The sequence below is a fragment of the Christiangramia qingdaonensis genome (assembly GCF_048381525.1).
GTDB lineage: Bacteria > Bacteroidota > Bacteroidia > Flavobacteriales > Flavobacteriaceae > Christiangramia.
The window spans coordinates 71,783-91,185 of record NZ_JBLWIM010000018.1; the positions used below are offsets into that span (position 1 = coordinate 71,783).

Consider the following 19,403-nt stretch of genomic DNA (forward strand, 5'->3'; position numbering starts at 1 on the left):
AGCCTAACCAGTAAAAGAAATCAATATGACATTTACCGAATGGTTCATTTTTTTCCTGATCATACAGGTGGTTCATTTTTTAGGGACCTGGAAACTTTATCAGCGTGCAGGTAGAGAAGCATGGGAAGCTGCGATTCCGGTTTATAATGCGGTAGTTCTAATGCAGATTATCAACCGACCAAAATGGTGGGTTGTACTTTTCTTTATTCCCATCGTAAACCTGATCATCATACCAGTTACCTGGGTGGAAACGATTCGAAGCTTCGGTAGAAATTCTACTGCCGAGACCTTTGCGGTAATTCTAACCTTAGGATTTTATATTTACTATGTCAATTATGCTACCAACGATTCATATATCGTAGATAGAGACCTTAAGCCGCGATCTGAAGTTGGTGAATGGGTTAGTTCCATCCTCTTTGCGGTAATTGCAGCAACTATCGTGCATACTTACTTTATGCAGCCTTTTACCATTCCTACATCCTCTCTCGAAAAAACTTTGCTTGTAGGTGACTTTCTGTTGGTTAGCAAATTCCATTACGGTGCAAGAATACCGAAGACTGCAGTGGCCTTTCCAATGGTACACGATACAATTCCTGTAGTAAATACAAAGTCATATCTTAATGATCCACAGATCCCGTACCTTAGATTTCCCGGTTTTGAAGATATAGAACGTAACGATATTGTCGTATTCAACTGGCCAGTAGATACCGTAAATGCTTTTCAGCAATATGGAGATGGGAAGTATTACGAAAAACCCATCGATAAAAAATCCAATTATGTGAAGCGTGCGGTGGGTGTTCCGGGAGATTCATTATCAGTAAAGAATGGATTGGTATATATTAACGGAGAGCAACTACAATTACCAGAAAGAGCAAAGCCTCAGTTTACTTATACCGGTGTTACTAAAGGGCAACCATTCAATCCTCAAACGCTATACAAAGTTTATGATATTACAGATGGTTTTGGATATAATCCAGCCACAAATGAATTTACTTTCGTTGCTATTACAGAAGAGACTTTTGAAAGACTTAAGAATCATCCCAATGTGGCCAGCATCAAAAGAGCGGCAGATACTTTATCTAAAAGCAGCAGGTTGTTTCCAAATGACCGCGCACGCTGGAACAATGATAATTTTGGTCCCATCTATATTCCGAAAAAAGGTGTTACGGTAGACATCACTCCTGAAAGTATGCCGTTTTACAAGGAGATCATCGAAACTTATGAAGGTTCTGAATATGGTTTGAATCATAAACTAAGCCTTAATGGAACCCAGGTATTGTTGAATGGAAGCCCGATCTCTGAATACACGTTCCACCAGAATTATTACTGGATGATGGGAGATAACAGGAACAATTCTGAAGATAGCAGAACCTGGGGTTATGTCCCAGAAAATCATGTGGTAGGTAAACCTGTATTCATCTGGTTGAGCTGGGATTCCAATGCCAGCGGTTTTGATAAAATACGCTGGGAGCGTGTATTTACCACGGTTAAAGGCGATGGTGATCCAACTTCGTTCTTACCATATTTCCTGATCGCCCTGGTTATTTTCTTTGGGTGGAAATTTTTCAAACAACGTAGAGAAGCATAGAAATGGATCCGGTTTTATTACATCCCTCCTATTTTGGACCTGTGAGCCAATGGGTTGCTTTTACCAAAGCTGAAGCAGTAGTATTTGAATCTGAAGATAATTACCAGAAACAAACCTATCGCAACCGCATGTATATATATGACGCGAACGGAAAACTGACTCTGAATATTCCAATTAAGCACAGTGCTGCTTTGGGGCTCCCAAAAAAAACCAGGCAAAAATATCGGGATATACAGATCGAGAATGACTTCCCTTGGCAGTTGCAACACTGGCGAGCGTTTAAAGCGTCGTACCAGACCTCTCCTTTCTTCGAGTTTTACGAAGATGAATTAAGACCACTTTACAAAAATAAGTTCAAATACCTACTGGATTTCAATTATCGCTGTATGGAATTTGTCGCCAATTCCTTGCAGATAGAATGGACTTTTGATCAAACATCGGAATTTGAACTGAAGCCGGAGGGAACTGTTGACCTTAGAAACCTTATAGATGCAAAATCAGATTCTGGGTTTGAAAGTGAGAGGTATCACCAGGTTTTTGAAGAGAAGCAAGGTTTTTTAAACAACCTTTGTGTTCTCGACCTTATCTTTAATGAAGGGCCAGCATCACTGGCTTACCTAAAGGAACAAACTTTATAGTTTAATTGAAGTAGTTACTGGGAAATGATCTGAGAAGTCAACTTCAAATCTTTCAAATTCGAGTATTTCCATTTGCTTTTCTATCAATAAGAAATCGATACGAAGTGGAAAATAATTCAGTTTAAAGCTTTTTCCGAAGCCTGTACCTGCCGATAAAAATGCATCGTTAAATCGACCATCCTGACGCACCAGGTCATAAATATAAGAGAAACTGGTATTATTAAAATCACCCATAATAATGGTCTTAAAAGGGGATCTTTCTACTTCTTTCATCATCATTTCTGCCTGTTCCTGCTGCAAAGAGAAGCCATAACCAATTCTACCAAGTAATTTCTTAGAATCTTCGCTCTTAAGATCGGTGATCCCTGGTTTAATATTTAATGACTGGAAATGCACATTAAAAATACGCAGTGTATCATTATTAACCAGAACATCCGCATATATTGCATTGTTATTCCCATCATGGGGGAAGTCTACGGAATGCTCCTTTAAAATTGGATATTTAGAAAAGATCGCCGATCCAAATTCTGAATTCTTACCCTTCAGCTTAACGTACTTATATGGATAGATTTTCGATAATTCGGCAGCACCAACATAATGTTCCTGCACACTAAGAATATCCGGATCCTTTTCTTTTACAAAAGCAGTGATCTTTTCAGGAATATCGGTCCTTTCGGTCCAGTTATAGGCGTTGAACATTCGAACGTTATAACTCATTAACGTAAGATCTGCTTCCAGTTCTTCATCGATATCATTTCCGAAGTTTACAAAGACAGAGATATAATTATAGCCTAGTAAAAGCACGATCAGGGAAAGCAATAATTGTCTTTTAAGTCTTATCAACCAGTAAACAAGAAAAAGTGTATTTAAAATAATGAGTACCGGAACTCCCAGACTTAGTACAGAAAGTAGCGGAAAGGTCTTTGGAGGAACATGAGGTAATAAGTAGGAGAACAGTAAGGCCGTAGCTGCAAGCGAATTAAGTACAAAGACAAGCTTGTCGAAAAGATTTAGATTCTTCATCTAATCTTCTTTACCGGCCTGAAATAAATAGTCTTTTTCAGCCTTGGACAAACTTTCATATCCGCTTTTGCTGATCTTGTCAAGGATGTTATCTATTTTTTGTTGTTTCTCATTTTTACTTGAGGAAGTTTTCGTTTTTATATTGCGTGGTTTTGCAGCCTGAGTCTTGTTACGATGAACGGTTTTCATTTTTGGCTTGCGTTCGGCTGGTTTAAATAAAGCCGCCACACTATCCATAATATTCTCGAACCATTTTCCAATATCATTTCCTTTCTGAAGCTGTTTAGTATAAATATACCCTAGAGCTGCACCTCCAAGATGCGCAAAATGACCCCCTGCGTTACCCATTGGAATTTGTATGACATCAAGTGCAACCAGAAATGCGGCGATATACCAGAATTTCACACTGCCTATCAGCATTAATCTCACTCTCATGTTCGGGACGTGTGTGGCTATTCCTATAAGTACAGCCATCACTCCTGCGGAAGCTCCTATCAGATAAGATTTACCTGTACCCTGGAATGCTGGAAAAAGGTTATAGCTAAGCATATAGACCAACGCTCCAATGATAATCCCCAGGAAATAGTAATTCAGTAGTCTTTTAGGTGAAAAATAATTCAGAAAATAGATTCCCGAAAAATATAGAATAAGCATGTTGGATGCAATATGCCAGATCCCGCTATGTAGAAATGCATAGGTAATGATCGACCATGGCTTCATAATATATTCCAGCGGCTCCTTCGGAAAAACTAACCATTCCAGTAAAAAATCTGAAGGTATATTGAATAAATAGGCAATGGTTCTGAATAGGTAGAAAACAAGGAACGCCAGTACGTTCACCGCAATAAGCTTCTCCACTACCGTAGCAGTTTGTAACTTAAATCTTATTTTGTCTGCTGCGCTCATTAGTACCAGCGATTGTCGTTAAACTGATTCTTTTTCCAGTAATACATCATCAGGAACCCGAAAAGGGCGCCTCCAACGTGGGCAAAATGTGCTATAGACCCTCCAAATAATGAATAGCCAGTCACCCCTGAGAACAGGTCTAATAGAATGATCGCAGGGATAAAATATTTAGCTTTAATTGGTACGGGCACGAATAACAGAAATAATTCTACATTAGGAAACATCATACCAAACGCTACCAGAATCCCATATATTGCTCCGGAAGCCCCAACAGCTGGCGTAGTGAAGGCTTCGTAGGCACTTTGTAAAGTATCCATGGGAACAGTGTCCAGAATAGCTTTGGGATACTCCCCGGTTAAAAAGAAGTTATCCACCTGGGTCATATTCATCCCGGCATCCAGTAAATCCTGAACTCCCGACTGGTACCCATAAAAATTCACTAGCGTATGTAGCAAAGCGGCTCCAATCCCGGCGGTGAAGTAAAAAAATAAAAATCTTTTCTGTCCCAGCATTTGCTCTATAGGTCCACCAAAAGCCCACAATGCATACATATTAAAAAGAATATGTGTAAAACTACCATGCATGAACATATGGGTTACAATCTGCCAAACCTGGAAGTTCGGATTCTTGACGAACCAGAGTGCGAAATACTCGTAGGCTACATCACCTAATAACTGACTCCCAATGAAAAATATCACATTGATAATCAATAACGTCTTTACCGTATCCGTAATTCTTCCCATCAGGCAAATTTTTTGTCCAGTTCCTCTATAGATAGCGTAGTGAAAATGGTTCTATTTGAAGGACTTAGAGCCGGTTCTTTACAGGCAAAAAGTCGGTTAACAATATGTTGTTGCTCAGCTGAATTCAACATGGTTCCAGAACGTACTGCCATTGAATTTGCCAAGGATTTTGATAATAGATCGGTTTGAGAAAATCCATTATCAGGAACGTCTTTTTCAAAGTCGGCAATGAGCTGTTCCAGTAACATTTCTACTTCACTTTCTGAGATCAGCGTTGGAATCCCAGAGATCTCCACTTCATCCTTATCGAATGATGAAAAGATAAAACCGGTCTGTTCCAGCGATTCTTTGATCTCCTGCAGCATCTCCATTTCCTGATGATTGAACTGAAGTTTCAAAGGAAATAATAATTGCTGACTAACTGCTGCAGAAACAGTAATATTCTTTAATAATTCCTCGTATAGGATGCGTGTATGAGCACGGTGTTGATCAATAACGAGTATACCGCTCTTTAAAGTGGAAATAATATATTTTTTATGAAGCTGAAAGGTGGATTTCTCGATCTCATCCTCTTTCCCGGCAAAAAGATTACCGGTAACTTCTTCACTTTCAAATTCTATTTGCCGAACATCTACTTCTGAAGTTGACTCAGATTCCAAACCGGAGTACAAACTTTCCCATTCCGCAGGCTTTTCTCTCCTGTATCCAGAATTTGAAGGGTTATAGGAACGTGCAGAGTTTTCAGATTGAAATGGATTAAAATTTCGATCTACCTCGATCTGCGGCGCACTCGCCTGTTTTGACTGATAATTATACGGTGTATCCAATTCAGAGTCCCGATCAAAATCCAGAATAGGCGCTACATTAAACTGCCCGAGCGAATGCTTGATCGCACTTTTTAAAATAGCATACAAGGCATGCTCATCATCAAACTTGATCTCAGTTTTAGTAGGATGAATGTTAATATCGATCGTTTTTGGATCTACATCCAGATAAAGAAAATAGCTCGGGTAGCTTTTATCTTTCAGCAGCCCTTCAAAAGATGCTACAACAGCATGATTTAAATACGGACTTTTAATAAAACGATTATTCACGAAGAAGAACTGTTCTCCCCTGCTCTTTTTTGCGAATTCAGGTTTTCCTACGAATCCGGAAATTTTGACGATACCAGTATCTTCTTCAACCGGAACAAGTTTTTCGTTCGTTTTTCCACCAAGAATGTTGGTGATTCTCTGGCGATGATTGGCAGCAGGCAATTGAAATAATTCGTTCCCGTTATGTGTAAGTGAAAAACTAATATCTGGATGCGCCAGCGCCACACGTTGAAATTCATCAATGATATGCCGGGTTTCAACATTATCAGACTTTAAAAAATTTCTCCGGGCTGGTATATTGTAAAAAAGATTTTTAACACTGATACAGGTTCCCTGTGGAGTTACGCAGGGATCCTGGGCAGAGATCTTACTTCCTTCGATCTTAATGCATGTGCCAACCTCGTCGTTCTCTGTCTTCGTCTTTAACTCCACGTGCGCGATCGCAGCAATAGATGCGAGGGCTTCACCTCGGAAACCTTTGGTTCTCAAAGCAAAAAGATCATCGGCAATTTTTATTTTAGAAGTTGCATGTCTTTCAAAACTCATGCGCGCATCTGTGATACTCATTCCAGCACCATCATCAATGACTTGAATCAAGGTCTTACCAGCGTCTTTAATGACTACCTGTATACGACCAGAATGAGCGTCTATGCTATTTTCGAGAAGTTCTTTGATTACTGAAGCCGGTCGTTGAACCACCTCACCCGCAGCGATCTGGTTTGCAACATGATCGGGCAACAGTTGAATAATGTTATTCATCTAACGGGGATTCGAGAAAATGGACAAATCAAAATCTAATATCCACAGGCAAATAAAGACGAGTACTACAATGATGTAAACAACACGGCGGTTAATACTCCTATTACCTCGCGTTCGACTGGATTCACGAGCATCAGCCCAGTGAGAACCAAAATCGATCGCATTTGTAGCTTCTCTGTATTTGTTGAATTTTGAGTCAAAATCATAGACGTTCCCGGTATCCTTCCCCTTATAATAACGAGGAGTGTAATTATACCTGGTATTTTTCCTGATCTTGCCTAAATTGATTTTCAAAACTGTAGATTGTTTGCTGTTCCAAATTTACTCAAAATGCTTCAGAATTCCGAAGTCTTATTCGATTAATAAGAACACAAAGACAATGCCGTTTTGAAAATCCCGCTTATCCTTTGTAGAATTTTGCGTCCTTTCTAAGCTGAGCCATCTTTATTGCGGCAATTGCAGCTTCTGTTCCTTTATTCCCGTGTTCTCCACCACTTCTGGCTCGAGACTGTTCGATATTATTATCTGTAAGCACACAGAATATGACCGGGATATCTGTTTGTACATTAAGGTCTTTAATACCCTGGGTTACACCATCACATACAAAATCGAAATGCTTAGTCTCTCCCTGTATCACATTTCCAACGGCAACGATTGCATCCAGCATTTCAAAACTTTCCTGCATTTTCTTGCAACCGTAAATAAGTTCAAAGCTACCTGGAACGTTCCAGCGTACAATATTCTCCTTTTGCACTCCGTTTTCGATCCACGCATCAAATGCTCCCTGAAACAAACCTTGTGTAATTTCCTCATTCCATTCAGAAACAACAACCCCAAACCGAAAGTCTTTCGCGTTTGGGATCGTATTTTTATCGTACTCTGAAAGGTTATTACCTTTTGTAGCCATATATTATTTTTTCATAGCGCGAGCCTGTCCAAGATAGACCGCCACCTTATCTGCTTCAGGAGAATCTGCATACTCCTCTTCGATCTTCATTAAATATTCTTCCGCAGCATCAGCATCACCAGTATTAATTGCAGTGATCGCAGCTTTTAGAAGAAATCTTGGGGTGGTGAATGAATTTGTACGCATTTCTGCGGCCTTCTCGTAATAACCTAAAGCTTCTTCCGGCTGGTCTAGCTGCAGAAAAGCATCTCCAATTCCACCAGTTGCTAGTGCAGAGAAAATCTCATCATCACTACTAAATCCTTCCAGTTGCTCGATAGCTTCCTGATACTTTCCAGTTCTAAGATAAGCGAAACCAGCATTATACTGTGCAAGATTGGCAGCATCGGTACCACCATAATTCTCTATAATATCAAGGAATCCGTATTTTCCTTCCCCACCATTAAGTGCAAGATTGTAAAGGGAATCACTCTGTGCTCCATTTGCTCTAAGAGCTGAAGCCATGTAGTTCTGTGCCATTGCCATCTCATTGGCAGCTTCGTTCTGTTTTGGTTCATGGATAAAACGATTATATCCAAGGTATCCAAGTACAGCAACGATAGCAACTCCCACAATAATGTAGATATACTTTTGATTATCGGCGACCCAGGTTTCGGTTCTACTTGCCCCTTCATCTAAACTGTTAAAAACTTCAGCAGTTGTTGATTCCTGTTCTTCGATTTGTTCCTTCTCAGATTTCCCGGAAGGCTTGTATCCTCTTTTCTTATAAGATGCCATAAAAAATTTTTAATGCGTGGCAAAAATATAATATTTTGTGAAAATTAAAAGAGAAAATATTTGTATTTTTTGAATAATTTGAAGTCCTTTTGCAGCTTTCAAAATACTTCTTCATTTCTCATATTTCTAGCTGAAAAACAGCCATTTATGCACCTAAAAAATCTTAGCCTTCTCAATTACAAGAATCTAAAGACGGCTGAATTTACTTTTGACAATAAGATCAATTGCCTGGTTGGTAATAACGGCGTTGGAAAAACTAACGTTCTGGATAGTATTTACCATCTCTCCTTCGGAAAAAGCTATTTTAATCCGATCACTTCTCAGAATATCAATCATGATGCTGAATTTTTCGTCGTGGATGGAGAATTCGAAAAGAATGATAAAGCTGAAAAGATCCTGGTTAGCGCCAAGAAAGGACAAAAAAAGGTGATCAAACGAAATAATAAAATCTACGATAAAGTGAGTGATCATATAGGTTTTATTCCTACCGTGATCATATCTCCTGCAGATCGTGATCTTATTATTGAAGGTTCAGAAACAAGGAGAAAGTTTATGGACGGTGTTATTTCTCAAAGCGATCAATCCTATCTCCAATCATTACTGAATTATACGAAACAGATCTCACAGCGAAATTCATTATTGAAGTATTTTGCTGCCAATTCTACTTTCGATCGTGATACCCTGGAAGTTTACAACCATCAAATTAGTAACCTTGGACAGGATCTATTCGAAAAACGAAAAAGCTTTCTCAAAGAGTTCATACCGATCTTCAATAAACGTTATGCTGATATTACTAATAATAAAGAGATCGTAGATATTAACTATAAGAGTCAGTTATCTGAAAAGTCTTTATCATCACTGCTTGAAGAAAACCTTCAGAAGGATATGGCTTTACAATACACCTCTGTGGGAACCCATAAAGATGACCTTAGTTTTGAAATCGAGGGTCACCCTATTAAAAAGTTCGGCTCCCAGGGACAGCAAAAGAGCTTTTTGATCGCATTAAAACTGGCACAGTTCGATTTTATAAAAAAAATTAGCCAGGTGAACCCTATTCTCCTGCTGGATGATATCTTTGACAAACTTGATGAAAACAGGGTTGCTCATATAGTAGCGTTAGTGGCTACCAATGAACTTGGACAGATCTTTCTTAGTGATACTCACGCAGATAGAACCGAGAAGGTTGTAAAAGGCAGTAATCAATCTTATAAAATTTTTAAACTTTGAAAAAAGCTTTCTACTTATTATTAGTTGCTATAGTTCTAACTTCCTGTACGAACACGGACCCCAATGAGCAATTGCAAAATCTCACCGGGTACTGGACGATCGAGAAAGTGGAAGTTGAGAATGACTCTGTAGTAGAATATAGTTTGAGCCAATACATTGATTATATAGAGATCAAGGATAGTGTTGGTTTTCGAAAGAAACTTCAGCCAAAGATCGATGGTGGTTATATAAAAGCTTCAAATGATTCAGAAAAAATTACCGCGAAGATCGAAGATGATGTTTTGAACCTATATTATAGTACAGCTTTCGATGAATGGCAGGAAACGGTTGTGGTAGCTACGGAAGATGAACTGGTCATCAAAAATCGCGATGATAAAAAATATTATTATAAAAAATACGAACCTTTAATTAGCACAAATGAAGAAGAGACGAAAGAATGAAGAAATGGTCCTCGGTGATCTGCTGAAAAGTTTTGTAGGCGAGAACAAGCTTGACACAAAGGGATTGAATCAGGTACAGATACGGGAAGTATGGAATAACCAGATGGGGCCTGCGATTGCAAAATACACTACCGGACTTAAACTGAAGCATGACACGCTGTTCGTGCAATTGAGTTCTTCTGTACTAAGAGAGGAATTAAGTTATGGAAAGGAAAAGATCATTAAAAACCTTAACGAGGAAATGAACCAGGAATTGGTTAAAAAGCTGGTTTTACGTTAATTTGGCAGTATGAATAAGAGACTGAAATATTTTCTGGCGTTTTTGCTGGTTTTCACCGGACTTATGATGGCGATCAGTGAATTTCTAAGATATTTCTTTGAGTTGGACGGCATATCAAATACTTTAATTACAGCTCTTATCACGGTATGTATTTCTCCACGGCTACACCCCGCAAAGGAGGGCGATAGCTACATTTTTAAATGGTCTTGGTTTACCAAACCAATTGAGATTTAGAAATTTGATAAAACAAAAAAAACCCGGACTTTTCAGTCCGGGTTTTTTTTGTTTTGGATGAGTTCTAATTAGAACATCTCTCTACCTGCAAAATGGAAAGCACCTTCGATTTGTGCATTCTCGTCGCTATCACTTCCGTGAACAGCGTTCTCACCAATACTGGTAGCATATTTTTTTCTGATAGTTCCTTCAGCAGCATCTTCTGGGTTTGTAGCACCAATCAATGTTCTGAAATCTTCAACAGCATTGTCCTTCTCAAGGATCGCAGCAACAATAGGTCCGCGAGTCATGAATTCAACTAATTCCCCGAAAAATGGACGCTCGTTATGCACAGCATAAAAAGTTTCAGCATCTCTCTTGGTCATTTGAGTAAGTTTCATCGCTACGATTCTAAATCCTGAAGCGGTGATTTGATCTAATATTCCACCAATATGCCCGTTTTCAACTGCATCTGGCTTAATCATGGTGAATGTTCTATTATCTGCCATTATCTGGTTTTTAAATTTGGTGCAAAAATAAATTATTTATGGGCATAAACAAGTGCTTTCTTCCAATATGTTGACTTACTGGAATTCAACGATATAATCCTGCTGCTTACGGTTATTAAGTCCGCGCATTTCCATGCTTACTCTAGAATTCTCAAAGTCGAATTTCAATAAGCCAAAACTCTTTTTGCTCACTACCTCTCCTACTCTGTGCTCATTGGGCTCACCATCAAAAGCTTCATAAGTATGGGTGAGTCCGCTACTTGTAAAATCTACCAGAGGATAGCTAAGACCGTTGATTCTTTCTTCGGAAAATTCAGAGATATGGCGGTCTCCACTTAACAGGATGACATTTTTTGCTTCCGAAGCAACAATAAGATCTTTTAATCTTTGTGCTTCCGAAGGGAAATTACCCCAGGTTTCAAATCCGTGTTCATCTGAAAGTATCTGGATACTGGAAAGAATAATATTGAACTGCGCATTCGAAGTTTCTAATTCATTTCGCAACCAGCTCCACTGCTGTTCGCCAAGTATGCTGCCGCTCGAAGGCTCATAGCGCCTGTTAGCATCACTATTCCTAAGGAGATCATCTCGAAAATAACGGGTATCTAACATGATCACTTTTATTGAGCCTTTGGGCGTCTCCAGAATCTCTGAACTATAGATTCCTTCCCGGTCTCTTCTTGGATCATTTTTCGCAACACCCATGAAGTCAAGGAAATACTGCTGACTTTCTTCTTTAATCTCATAATCCCTACCTCCATCGTTCTGGCCGTAATCGTGATCATCCCAAACCCCATAGACTGGCACGCTGCTAAGTAACTTTTGATATCCTTCATTACTTTTCTGAACAGCATAAGCTTCTCCTAAAACTTCAGGAACATCTGTATCTGCATATACATTGTCACCTCCCCATAAGAAAACATCAGGTTCATTTTTGAGAATTTCGCTCCATAAAGGCTGGGGTGCATCTTCCCGGTTACAGCTTCCAAAAGCAATGATATAATCCGGCTCTTTCTCCAGCTTAATATCTTCGGTAGACCCGCAGGACACGAGGATGGATATAAAAAGGAATACCAGTAATCTTTGTTTCATAGTTGTAATTTACAAGCTCAAATTTAAGGCTTCCACTGTTTCTATAGTGTTATTATATTGTATATTTAACCTCGATTATGATAGACACAAGAATACTCGAAATCACGGCAGAACTGGCAAAGGCAGATAATATCGTGATCGTCCCGCACAAAGGACCTGATGGTGATGCGATGGGCTCTACTCTTGGATTAATGCATTTTTTAAGAGATAAAGGTCATAAAGCGAATGTTATTGCTCCTAACGATTATCCACATTTTTTAAAGTGGCTTCCAGGTAGTGAGGAAGTTTATATATATGAGCAGCAAAAAGAAGTTTCAGATCAATTGATCGCTGAAGCTCAGATCGTTTTTACACTTGATTTTAATGACCTATCCCGATGTGGCGGAATGGTAGAATCCCTTAGAGCTTCCGATGCTGTTTTCGTCATGATAGATCACCACCAGGAACCTTCAGATTACGCTCATTATACTTATAGTGATTCCACGATGAGTTCTACCTGCGAGATGGTACATAAATTCATTGAAAAGCTACGCGCTGGCAAACAGATCACTCCAGAAATTGCCACCTGTTTATACACCGGAATCATGACAGATACCGGAAGTTTCAGATTTAGCTCTACTTCCAGTGATACGCATCGTGTTATCGCAGACCTGATGGACAAGGGAGCGAAAAATTCTGAGATCCATAATAATATCTACGATACCAATTCTGGAAATAAACTGCAGTTGCTTGGGACAGCACTTCAGAATTTAAAAGTGATTTCAGAATTTAATACCGCTTACATCAGCCTTACTCAGGAAGAGTTAGACCGTCAAAATTTTAAGAAAGGTGATACCGAAGGTTTTGTAAATTATGGTTTAAGTCTGGATGGAATTAAATTTGCAGTCATTTTTATTGAGAATGAGAGTGAGAAGATCATAAAAATTAGTTTCAGGTCTAAAGGAACTTTCGATGTGAACAAGTTTGCCCGTGCACATTTTGAAGGTGGCGGACATATTAATGCGGCCGGAGGAAAAAGTGATCTTTCCATGAATGATACAATCTTACGTTTCAATAAGATCCTGCCTGAATATGAGCAAGAATTAACTCAATGAAAAAGTTTCTATTTCTAATAGTAATGGCGATTGCCATAGTTTCCTGTAAATCTCCTGAAGCACGTTATCCGGTTTCCCAAAGCAGTGGCTCGTATATCGATCAATCTGTAGAAAAGAACAGGGAAATGATCGCGCAGGAAGAAAATTATATCAAACAGGTAATGGGAGAAAATACCAGTACGGAATATATAACCTCAGCAGATGGATTCTGGTATTACTACAATAACAAGACACTGGACAGCCTCAATACTGAAACGCCCGAATTTGGTGATATCGTAACTTTCGATTATAGTATCTCTACAATTGAAGGTGAAGCTATTTATGCTGAAGGTGACAAACCTACACGGGAATATGCTATAGATCGTGAAAAATTATTTACCGGTCTTCGCCAGGGTCTCAAATTAATGAAAGAAGGCGAAACAGTTACATTCCTATTCCCTTCGCATAAAGCATTCGGCTATTATGGGGATCAGGAACGTATTGGAAGCAATAAACCTATTAGCGCTAAAGTGACCTTACACTCTATAAAGGAAGAAGAACAATCAAACACAGAAACCAAGGAACAATAATGAAGACAAAAAGTTTATTTGTGCTTTTCGCCGTTGCGATTAGCTTATTTTCATGTAAAGAAGAATACCCGGAACTTGAAGACGGGATGTATGTTGAGTTTAACACCTCTATGGGGCCTATAATCGCTGAGCTTTATCACGAGGAAACTCCTATGACCGTTGCTAATTTCGTATCGCTTTCTGAAGGAAGCAGCACTATGGTAGACAGTACTTTTAAAGGCAAAAAATATTACGACGGTATTGTATTTCACCGTGTGATCGATGGATTCATGATCCAAGGTGGAGATCCTATGGGAACCGGTAGCGGTGGACCGGGTTATAAATTCCCTGATGAATTTAAGGATTCTTTGAGTCATGACGAAAAAGGAATTTTATCTATGGCCAATGCAGGTCCTGGAACCAATGGGAGTCAGTTTTTTATCACTCTGGAACCGGTAATGCAGCTTGATGGTAAACATACGGTCTTTGGAAAAGTAGTAAAAGGTATGGATGTCGTTGAAGCGATTGGAAAGACCGAGACTGGTCCTAGAGATCGTCCTGTGAAAGATATTACCATGAATGAGGTGAATATCATTAGAAAGGGAAAAGCTGCTAAGAATTTTGAGGCTCCAAAAGTTTTTGAACAGGAACTTGCCGATCTTGAAGCTGAAAATGAAGCTAAAGAAAAAGAGCTACAAGAAGTAAGATCCAAAAGAATTGAAGAGTTCGCTGCTCTTGAAGCCAAAGCAGATTCTCTGGAAAGCGGATTAAAATTACATTTTATTACTGAAGGTGATGGAACTCAGCCTAAGCAGGGACAAACGGTAAAAGTGAACTATGAAGGTTATTTCGCAGACGGGAAGATCTTTGATACGAACAAGAAAGAACTTGCCGAGGAATTTGGAATTTATGACCATAGAAGAGACCAGGCTATGGGTTACCAGCCAATGGATGTGGTTTATGGACCGGACGCTCCAATGATCCCTGGATTTAAAGAAGCAATCCAGCAGATGCAGGTTGGTGACGAAATTGTAGCTTTTATCCCAAGCCATTTAGGTTATGGAGAAAGAGGCTATGGCAGAGCAATCCCGCCAAACTCAGATCTTGTATTTAAGATCTCTGTAGTTGGAATTGCAGGAGAAGATCAGCAATAGTAAGTAAAATCAGTCATAAAAAAAGCCCCGTGCATCTGCACGGGGCTTATTGTTTATAGAAAACATTCCTAGTTCTCTGGAATATTCTTTAAAACCTCTAATAAAAATTTCCAGTATTTCTGAGCAGAGCTAATACTAGCGCGTTCATCTGGTGAGTGAGCTCCGCGTATAGTTGGTCCAAAAGAGATCATATCCATTTCAGGATAATGGCTTCCAATGATACCACATTCAAGACCTGCATGGCATGCTGCGATATTAGCCTTTTCACCATTCATCCTTTCGTAGATCTCATCCAGAGTCTTTAGAATATCTGAATCACTATTTGGAGCCCATCCAGGGTATTCTCCAGACAGTTTTACATCAAAACCTGCCAGTTTAAAGACAGATTTTAGAGAATCAGCCAGATCATCACGACTGGATTCAACAGAGCTTCTTGTCAAACATTTGATCTCGATCTTTCCACCCTCTACACTAACTTTCGCAACATTATTTGAAGCTTCCACAAGATCTTCGATCTCCGGACTCATTCTATAAACTCCGTTGTGGGCCGCTGCAAGTGCCAGTAATAGCTTTTCCTGAGAATCAATATCCATAACCTCAACTTCAGAAGGAACTTTTTGAATTTCAATTTTCATATTAGGTTCCAGAGAAGAAAATTCAGCTTTAATAAGATTGATCCTCTTATCAAGTTCTTTTTTAAAACTTTCTTCTTCAGTTTCGGGCAAAGCAATGATCGCTTCACTTTCTCTTGGAATCGCATTTCTTAATCCGCCACCATTAATAGAAGAGAGTCTAAGCTTATATTCTTCCGTAGTATTAATAAGCAGGCGGTTCAGTAATTTATTAGCATTTGCCAGGCCTTTAATGATGTCCATTCCGGAATGTCCACCCATAAGTCCTTTTACCTTGATAGCAAAGGCACGATAGGAATCTGGAGTACTTTCTACTTTGTAAGTTCTGCTCGCTGTGATATCCACACCACCGGCACAACCTATACCAATTTCGTCATCCTCTTCTGTATCAAGGTTCAATAAAATATCACCTTCCAGAAGATCAGGACTTAAACCTTTCGCACCGGTCATTCCCGTTTCTTCATCTATTGTAAACAAAGCTTCGATCGCAGGGTGCTCTATAGAGTCGCTTTCCAGAATCGCCATCATGGTAGCCACGCCCAGACCATTATCGGCTCCTAAGGTAGTTCCCTTAGCTCTAACCCAGTCTCCATCTACATACATCTCGATTCCCTGTGTATCAAAATTGAAGTCTGTATCATTATTTTTCTGGTGCACCATGTCAAGGTGAGCCTGCAGCACGATCTTTTTCCTGTTTTCCAATCCTGTCGTAGCTGGTTTGCAGATCACTACATTTCCTACAGAATCAACTTCGGTCTTAAGGTCAAGATCGTTTCCAAATTTTTTGATAAATTCAATAACCCTCTCTTCTTTTTTGGAAGGCCGTGGCACCGCGTTAAGATCGGCGAATTTATTCCATAATATTTTTGGTTCTAATGCTCTTATTTCTTCGTTCATATCTATAATTCTTCAATTGTTTTCAAAGATACCTTTTAAGCTGCTGAAACAAAAATTCATTGACATTCTGTATAATTTACGCGCTTTCATCATTACTGAAGTTAGGCCAGATTTGAATTATTTGTACTTTTAAAATGTGAATAAGAAAACGACCCTCATTCTTGCCATCCTATTACCTGTCCAGGTCATGTTATTGAGCCTGCTCAATAGAGGATCTCTCTTTATCGAAACCTATTATTCCAACGGAATCTACCCGGTGATCTCCAGTATTCTGAGATATAGCATTGGGATTCTACCATTTTCACTAGGTGATCTTATGTACGCACTCCTGGTGATTTTACTCCTGAAATGGATCTGGAGAAGATTTAGTCAGAAATTCAAGAATCCGAAACAATGGATCCCCGATTCGCTTGCTGCACTGTCCATCATTTATTTTTGCTTTCATCTTTTCTGGGGCTTGAATTATTACCGCCAGCCATTACACAAAACTCTTGAAATTGATAATGAATATACTACTGAAGAATTAGTAACACTTTCAGAAATACTCATCAGCAGATCCAATGAACTGCATGATGATTTAGCTGAAAATGATTCGGCTTCCGTAAAGTTTGAACTCTCAAAAAAAGAGCTCTTCCGAAGAACCATTGAAGGTTATGATCATATCGCTCTGAATTATCCTGAATTAAACTATAAAGGTAATTCACTAAAGAGATCGATATACAGTATCCCTCTAAGCTATATGGGTTTTAACGGTTATTTAAATCCTTTGACCAACGAAGCACAGGTGAACAGTATTATTGTTCCTTACAAAATCCCAACTACAGCCAGCCATGAAATAGGGCACCAACTGGGTTTCGCCAAGGAAAATGAAGCAAATTTTATCGCCTGCCTGGTCACCATGAACCATACAGATCCTCATTTTAGATATTCCGGTTATACTTTTGCTTTGAGTTATTGTTTAAGTGAAATCTTCAGAAGAGATAAAGAGGAAGGAGAACGATTACTGGAGAGTATGAACCCTGGAATCATTGAAAATTACCGGGAAGTACAGGAATTCTGGCTTGAACATGAGAATCCATTGGAACCTATCTTCGCTGCGACCTATAACCGCTACTTAATCGCCAATAATCAGGCTGGAGGCATGAAAAGTTACAGTTATGTGGTGGCTTTGCTCGTTAATTACTATAAAGATGCAAGAAACGACCTGTAGGAAGATTAACAGTTCTGCTATTTTTAGTACTTTAAGGCTCTTAAAATTTTAATCAATCTATATTTTCAAAAACTACCCACTTTTATGAAATTAAAATTTCTGCTTTTGGGAATAGTCCTGAGTGTTAGCTCTGCTTATGCACAGGATTATTTCCCAAAGAACGATGGTGTTAAAACAGAAAACACCAATTACACCGTTTTTAAAAACGCCAGGATTCATGTGGATCCAAAGACGACCATCGAGAATGGAATGTTTGCCGTTCAGGATGGAAAGATAACTGCCGTTGGAAAGAATATTTCTATTCCAAAAAACAGTATTGTTGTTGACCTTACAGGAAAAGAAGTATATCCTTCTTTCATTGACCTTTATTCCAGTTTTGGAATAGGTAAACCAAAACGCGTAGAAGGTGGAAATGGTCCGCAATATGACGCTAATCGTGAAGGTTTCTACTGGAACGATCATATTCGCCCTGAAACTAATGCGGTGGCTCATTTCAAGTATGATTCTGATGAAGCCAATAAACTTCTCGAAGCTGGTTTTGGTGCTGTAAATACTCATGTTCCAGATGGTATTGTACGTGGCACTGGAATGCTGGTTGCGTTGACTCCTGAAGTTAGCGAAGGTGACCGAATTCTCGATGACAGGTCTGCGCAGTACCTTTCTTTTGACAAAAGCGTCTTATCAAGACAGTCCTACCCTACTTCTCTAATGGGTGCCACTTCACTTATAAGACAAACTTATATTGATGCCGACTGGTATGCAAAAGGAAATGCGAAGAATAAAGACCTTGCTCTGGAAGCTTTGAACAACAATAAGGATCTAGTTCAGATCTTTGCTACAGATAATTTGCTGAACGAATTTAGAGCAGATAAAGTAGGTGACGAATTTGGTATCCAATACGTACTCCTGGGAAGTGGGAAAGAATACCAGCGACTGGATAAAGTAAAAAGCTCCAATGCTACGTATATAATTCCGCTAAAATTCCCTGCAGCTTTCGATGTGGAAGATCCATATCTTGCTAAGCATCTTGGTCTGGAAGAAATGAGGGAATGGAACCAGGCTCCTTCAAACCTAGCCATGTTGGAAGACCAGAAAATTCCATTTACGATCACTACACATGACATCGATCCCGCCAAAGACTTCAAGTCTAATTTGATGAAAGCGATGGAATTTGGATTAAGCAAAGAAGCATCTTTAGCCGCTCTTACTACTATTCCTGCCAGAACACTGGGACAGGAAGGGAAGATTGGTACTATTAAAGAAGGTGCCTGGGCAAACTTCCTCATCACTTCCGGAGACTTTTTTGATAAGGAAACGACCTTATTTGAGAACTGGATTCAGGGAGAGAAGAAGGTCCTGAATAGTATGGACGTTACCGATATAACCGGGAAATACGACCTGAAACTGGACGGAAAAACCTATACGCTGGCCATCACTGGAGAACCGGCTAAGCCAAATGCTGAGGTGACTTTAAATGAGACCAAAATTGGATCAAAATTGAGCATTTCAGAAAACTGGATGAATCTTTTGATCTCTTCTCCAGACACTACTAAGACCGAATTCATTAGGCTGGTGGCCAATGTCCCAACAAACTCCAGGAACATTTCAGGTAAAGCAATTCTACCTGATGGCAAGGAAACCCGTTTTGAGGCTACTATGAAAGACGCCGAAA

The 19,403-nt window shown here is 39.3% G+C and carries 21 protein-coding genes; 11 read left to right on the forward strand and 10 right to left on the reverse strand.

The features are described 5' to 3' along the window. Positions 1 to 25: 25 nt before the first annotated feature. Complete coding sequence (gene lepB, locus ACNI3T_RS14180) at positions 26 to 1,588, forward strand: signal peptidase I (RefSeq protein ID WP_418228386.1); 1,563 nt, start codon at positions 26 to 28, stop codon at positions 1,586 to 1,588. A 2-nt stretch (positions 1,589 to 1,590) separates the two neighbouring features. Beyond that, a complete protein-coding gene (locus ACNI3T_RS14185; protein WP_418228387.1) occupies positions 1,591 to 2,226 on the forward strand; it encodes a WbqC family protein in 636 nt (211 codons plus the stop codon). Here ACNI3T_RS14185 and ACNI3T_RS14190 read toward each other — a convergent pair. The 7 genes from ACNI3T_RS14190 to ACNI3T_RS14220 form a co-directional block, all read right to left on the reverse strand. Beyond that, positions 2,221 to 3,249, reverse strand: a complete 1,029-nt coding sequence (locus tag ACNI3T_RS14190) for an endonuclease/exonuclease/phosphatase family protein (protein WP_418228388.1) — start codon at positions 3,247 to 3,249, stop codon at positions 2,221 to 2,223. The genes ACNI3T_RS14185 and ACNI3T_RS14190 overlap by 6 nt on opposite strands. Further along, positions 3,250 to 4,155 carry a rhomboid family intramembrane serine protease gene (locus ACNI3T_RS14195; protein ID WP_418228389.1) on the reverse strand — a complete coding sequence of 302 codons (906 nt, stop codon included), beginning with the start codon at positions 4,153 to 4,155 and terminating at the stop codon, positions 3,250 to 3,252. It abuts the gene before it with no gap. Further along, entirely contained in the window at positions 4,155 to 4,898 is a 744-nt protein-coding gene (locus ACNI3T_RS14200; RefSeq protein WP_418228390.1) for a rhomboid family intramembrane serine protease, read from the reverse strand. Before ACNI3T_RS14200 ends, ACNI3T_RS14195 begins: the two co-directional genes overlap by 1 nt. Next, positions 4,898 to 6,751, reverse strand: a complete 1,854-nt coding sequence (mutL, locus tag ACNI3T_RS14205) for a DNA mismatch repair endonuclease MutL (protein ID WP_418228391.1) — start codon at positions 6,749 to 6,751, stop codon at positions 4,898 to 4,900. Before mutL ends, ACNI3T_RS14200 begins: the two co-directional genes overlap by 1 nt. After that, on the reverse strand, positions 6,752 to 7,045 hold the full coding sequence (locus tag ACNI3T_RS14210) for a hypothetical protein (protein WP_418228392.1): 294 nt from the start codon (positions 7,043 to 7,045) through the stop codon (positions 6,752 to 6,754). 106 nt (positions 7,046 to 7,151) lie between these two features. Further along, on the reverse strand, positions 7,152 to 7,658 hold the full coding sequence (gene ribH / locus ACNI3T_RS14215; RefSeq protein ID WP_418228393.1) for a 6,7-dimethyl-8-ribityllumazine synthase: 507 nt from the start codon (positions 7,656 to 7,658) through the stop codon (positions 7,152 to 7,154). Positions 7,659 to 7,661: 3 nt separating this feature from the next. Continuing rightward, on the reverse strand, positions 7,662 to 8,435 hold the full coding sequence (locus tag ACNI3T_RS14220; protein ID WP_418228394.1) for a tetratricopeptide repeat protein: 774 nt from the start codon (positions 8,433 to 8,435) through the stop codon (positions 7,662 to 7,664). Positions 8,436 to 8,582: 147 nt separating this feature from the next. Between ACNI3T_RS14220 and recF the strand changes: the two genes are divergently transcribed. Genes recF through ACNI3T_RS14240 form a run of 4 tightly spaced genes read left to right on the forward strand, consistent with a single transcriptional unit; the run spans position 8,583 to position 10,616 of the window. Further along, the gene (recF, locus tag ACNI3T_RS14225) at positions 8,583 to 9,662 is read left to right on the forward strand and encodes a DNA replication/repair protein RecF (protein ID WP_418228395.1); all 1,080 of its coding nucleotides are present in this window, start codon (positions 8,583 to 8,585) and stop codon (positions 9,660 to 9,662) included. Continuing rightward, positions 9,659 to 10,102, forward strand: a complete 444-nt coding sequence (locus ACNI3T_RS14230) for a lipocalin-like domain-containing protein (protein WP_418228396.1) — start codon at positions 9,659 to 9,661, stop codon at positions 10,100 to 10,102. Before recF ends, ACNI3T_RS14230 begins: the two co-directional genes overlap by 4 nt. Then, positions 10,080 to 10,382, forward strand: coding sequence for a DciA family protein (locus ACNI3T_RS14235; protein WP_322300691.1), 303 nt, complete (start codon positions 10,080 to 10,082; stop codon positions 10,380 to 10,382). Before ACNI3T_RS14230 ends, ACNI3T_RS14235 begins: the two co-directional genes overlap by 23 nt. 9 nt (positions 10,383 to 10,391) lie before the next feature. Then, positions 10,392 to 10,616 (forward strand): hypothetical protein, encoded by a 225-nt coding sequence (locus ACNI3T_RS14240; protein WP_418228397.1) that lies wholly within the window; start codon positions 10,392 to 10,394, stop codon positions 10,614 to 10,616. A 68-nt stretch (positions 10,617 to 10,684) separates the two neighbouring features. Here the strand turns inward: ACNI3T_RS14240 and ACNI3T_RS14245 are convergent, their stop codons facing one another. Together ACNI3T_RS14245 and ACNI3T_RS14250 are read right to left on the reverse strand one after the other, a co-directional pair. Continuing rightward, a complete protein-coding gene (locus ACNI3T_RS14245) occupies positions 10,685 to 11,104 on the reverse strand; it encodes a nucleoside-diphosphate kinase (RefSeq protein ID WP_026914833.1) in 420 nt (139 codons plus the stop codon). 75 nt (positions 11,105 to 11,179) lie between these two features. Then, a complete protein-coding gene (locus tag ACNI3T_RS14250; protein WP_418228398.1) occupies positions 11,180 to 12,196 on the reverse strand; it encodes an alkaline phosphatase D family protein in 1,017 nt (338 codons plus the stop codon). Between the two features lie 77 nt (positions 12,197 to 12,273). Between ACNI3T_RS14250 and ACNI3T_RS14255 the strand changes: the two genes are divergently transcribed. The 3 genes from ACNI3T_RS14255 to ACNI3T_RS14265 are packed head-to-tail and all read left to right on the forward strand — an operon-like array spanning position 12,274 to position 14,992. Continuing rightward, entirely contained in the window at positions 12,274 to 13,290 is a 1,017-nt protein-coding gene (locus ACNI3T_RS14255; RefSeq protein WP_418228399.1) for a DHH family phosphoesterase, read from the forward strand. Beyond that, entirely contained in the window at positions 13,287 to 13,859 is a 573-nt protein-coding gene (gldI, locus tag ACNI3T_RS14260) for a gliding motility-associated peptidyl-prolyl isomerase GldI (RefSeq protein ID WP_418228400.1), read from the forward strand. The genes ACNI3T_RS14255 and gldI overlap by 4 nt, the downstream gene beginning before the upstream one ends. Continuing rightward, positions 13,859 to 14,992: a peptidylprolyl isomerase gene (locus tag ACNI3T_RS14265; RefSeq protein ID WP_418228401.1), complete on the forward strand. Its 1,134-nt coding sequence runs from the start codon at positions 13,859 to 13,861 to the stop codon at positions 14,990 to 14,992. Before gldI ends, ACNI3T_RS14265 begins: the two co-directional genes overlap by 1 nt. Before the next feature lie 68 nt (positions 14,993 to 15,060). Here ACNI3T_RS14265 and ACNI3T_RS14270 read toward each other — a convergent pair whose 3' ends face one another. After that, positions 15,061 to 16,521, reverse strand: a complete 1,461-nt coding sequence (locus ACNI3T_RS14270; protein ID WP_418228402.1) for an aminoacyl-histidine dipeptidase — start codon at positions 16,519 to 16,521, stop codon at positions 15,061 to 15,063. 136 nt (positions 16,522 to 16,657) lie between these two features. Here ACNI3T_RS14270 and ACNI3T_RS14275 point away from each other — a divergent pair, with 136 nt between their 5' ends. Then, positions 16,658 to 17,731, forward strand: a complete 1,074-nt coding sequence (locus ACNI3T_RS14275) for a DUF3810 domain-containing protein (protein ID WP_418228403.1) — start codon at positions 16,658 to 16,660, stop codon at positions 17,729 to 17,731. Between the two features lie 84 nt (positions 17,732 to 17,815). Then, on the forward strand, positions 17,816 to 19,403 hold a 1,588-nt coding region (locus ACNI3T_RS14280), incomplete at its 3' end, for an amidohydrolase family protein (protein ID WP_418228404.1).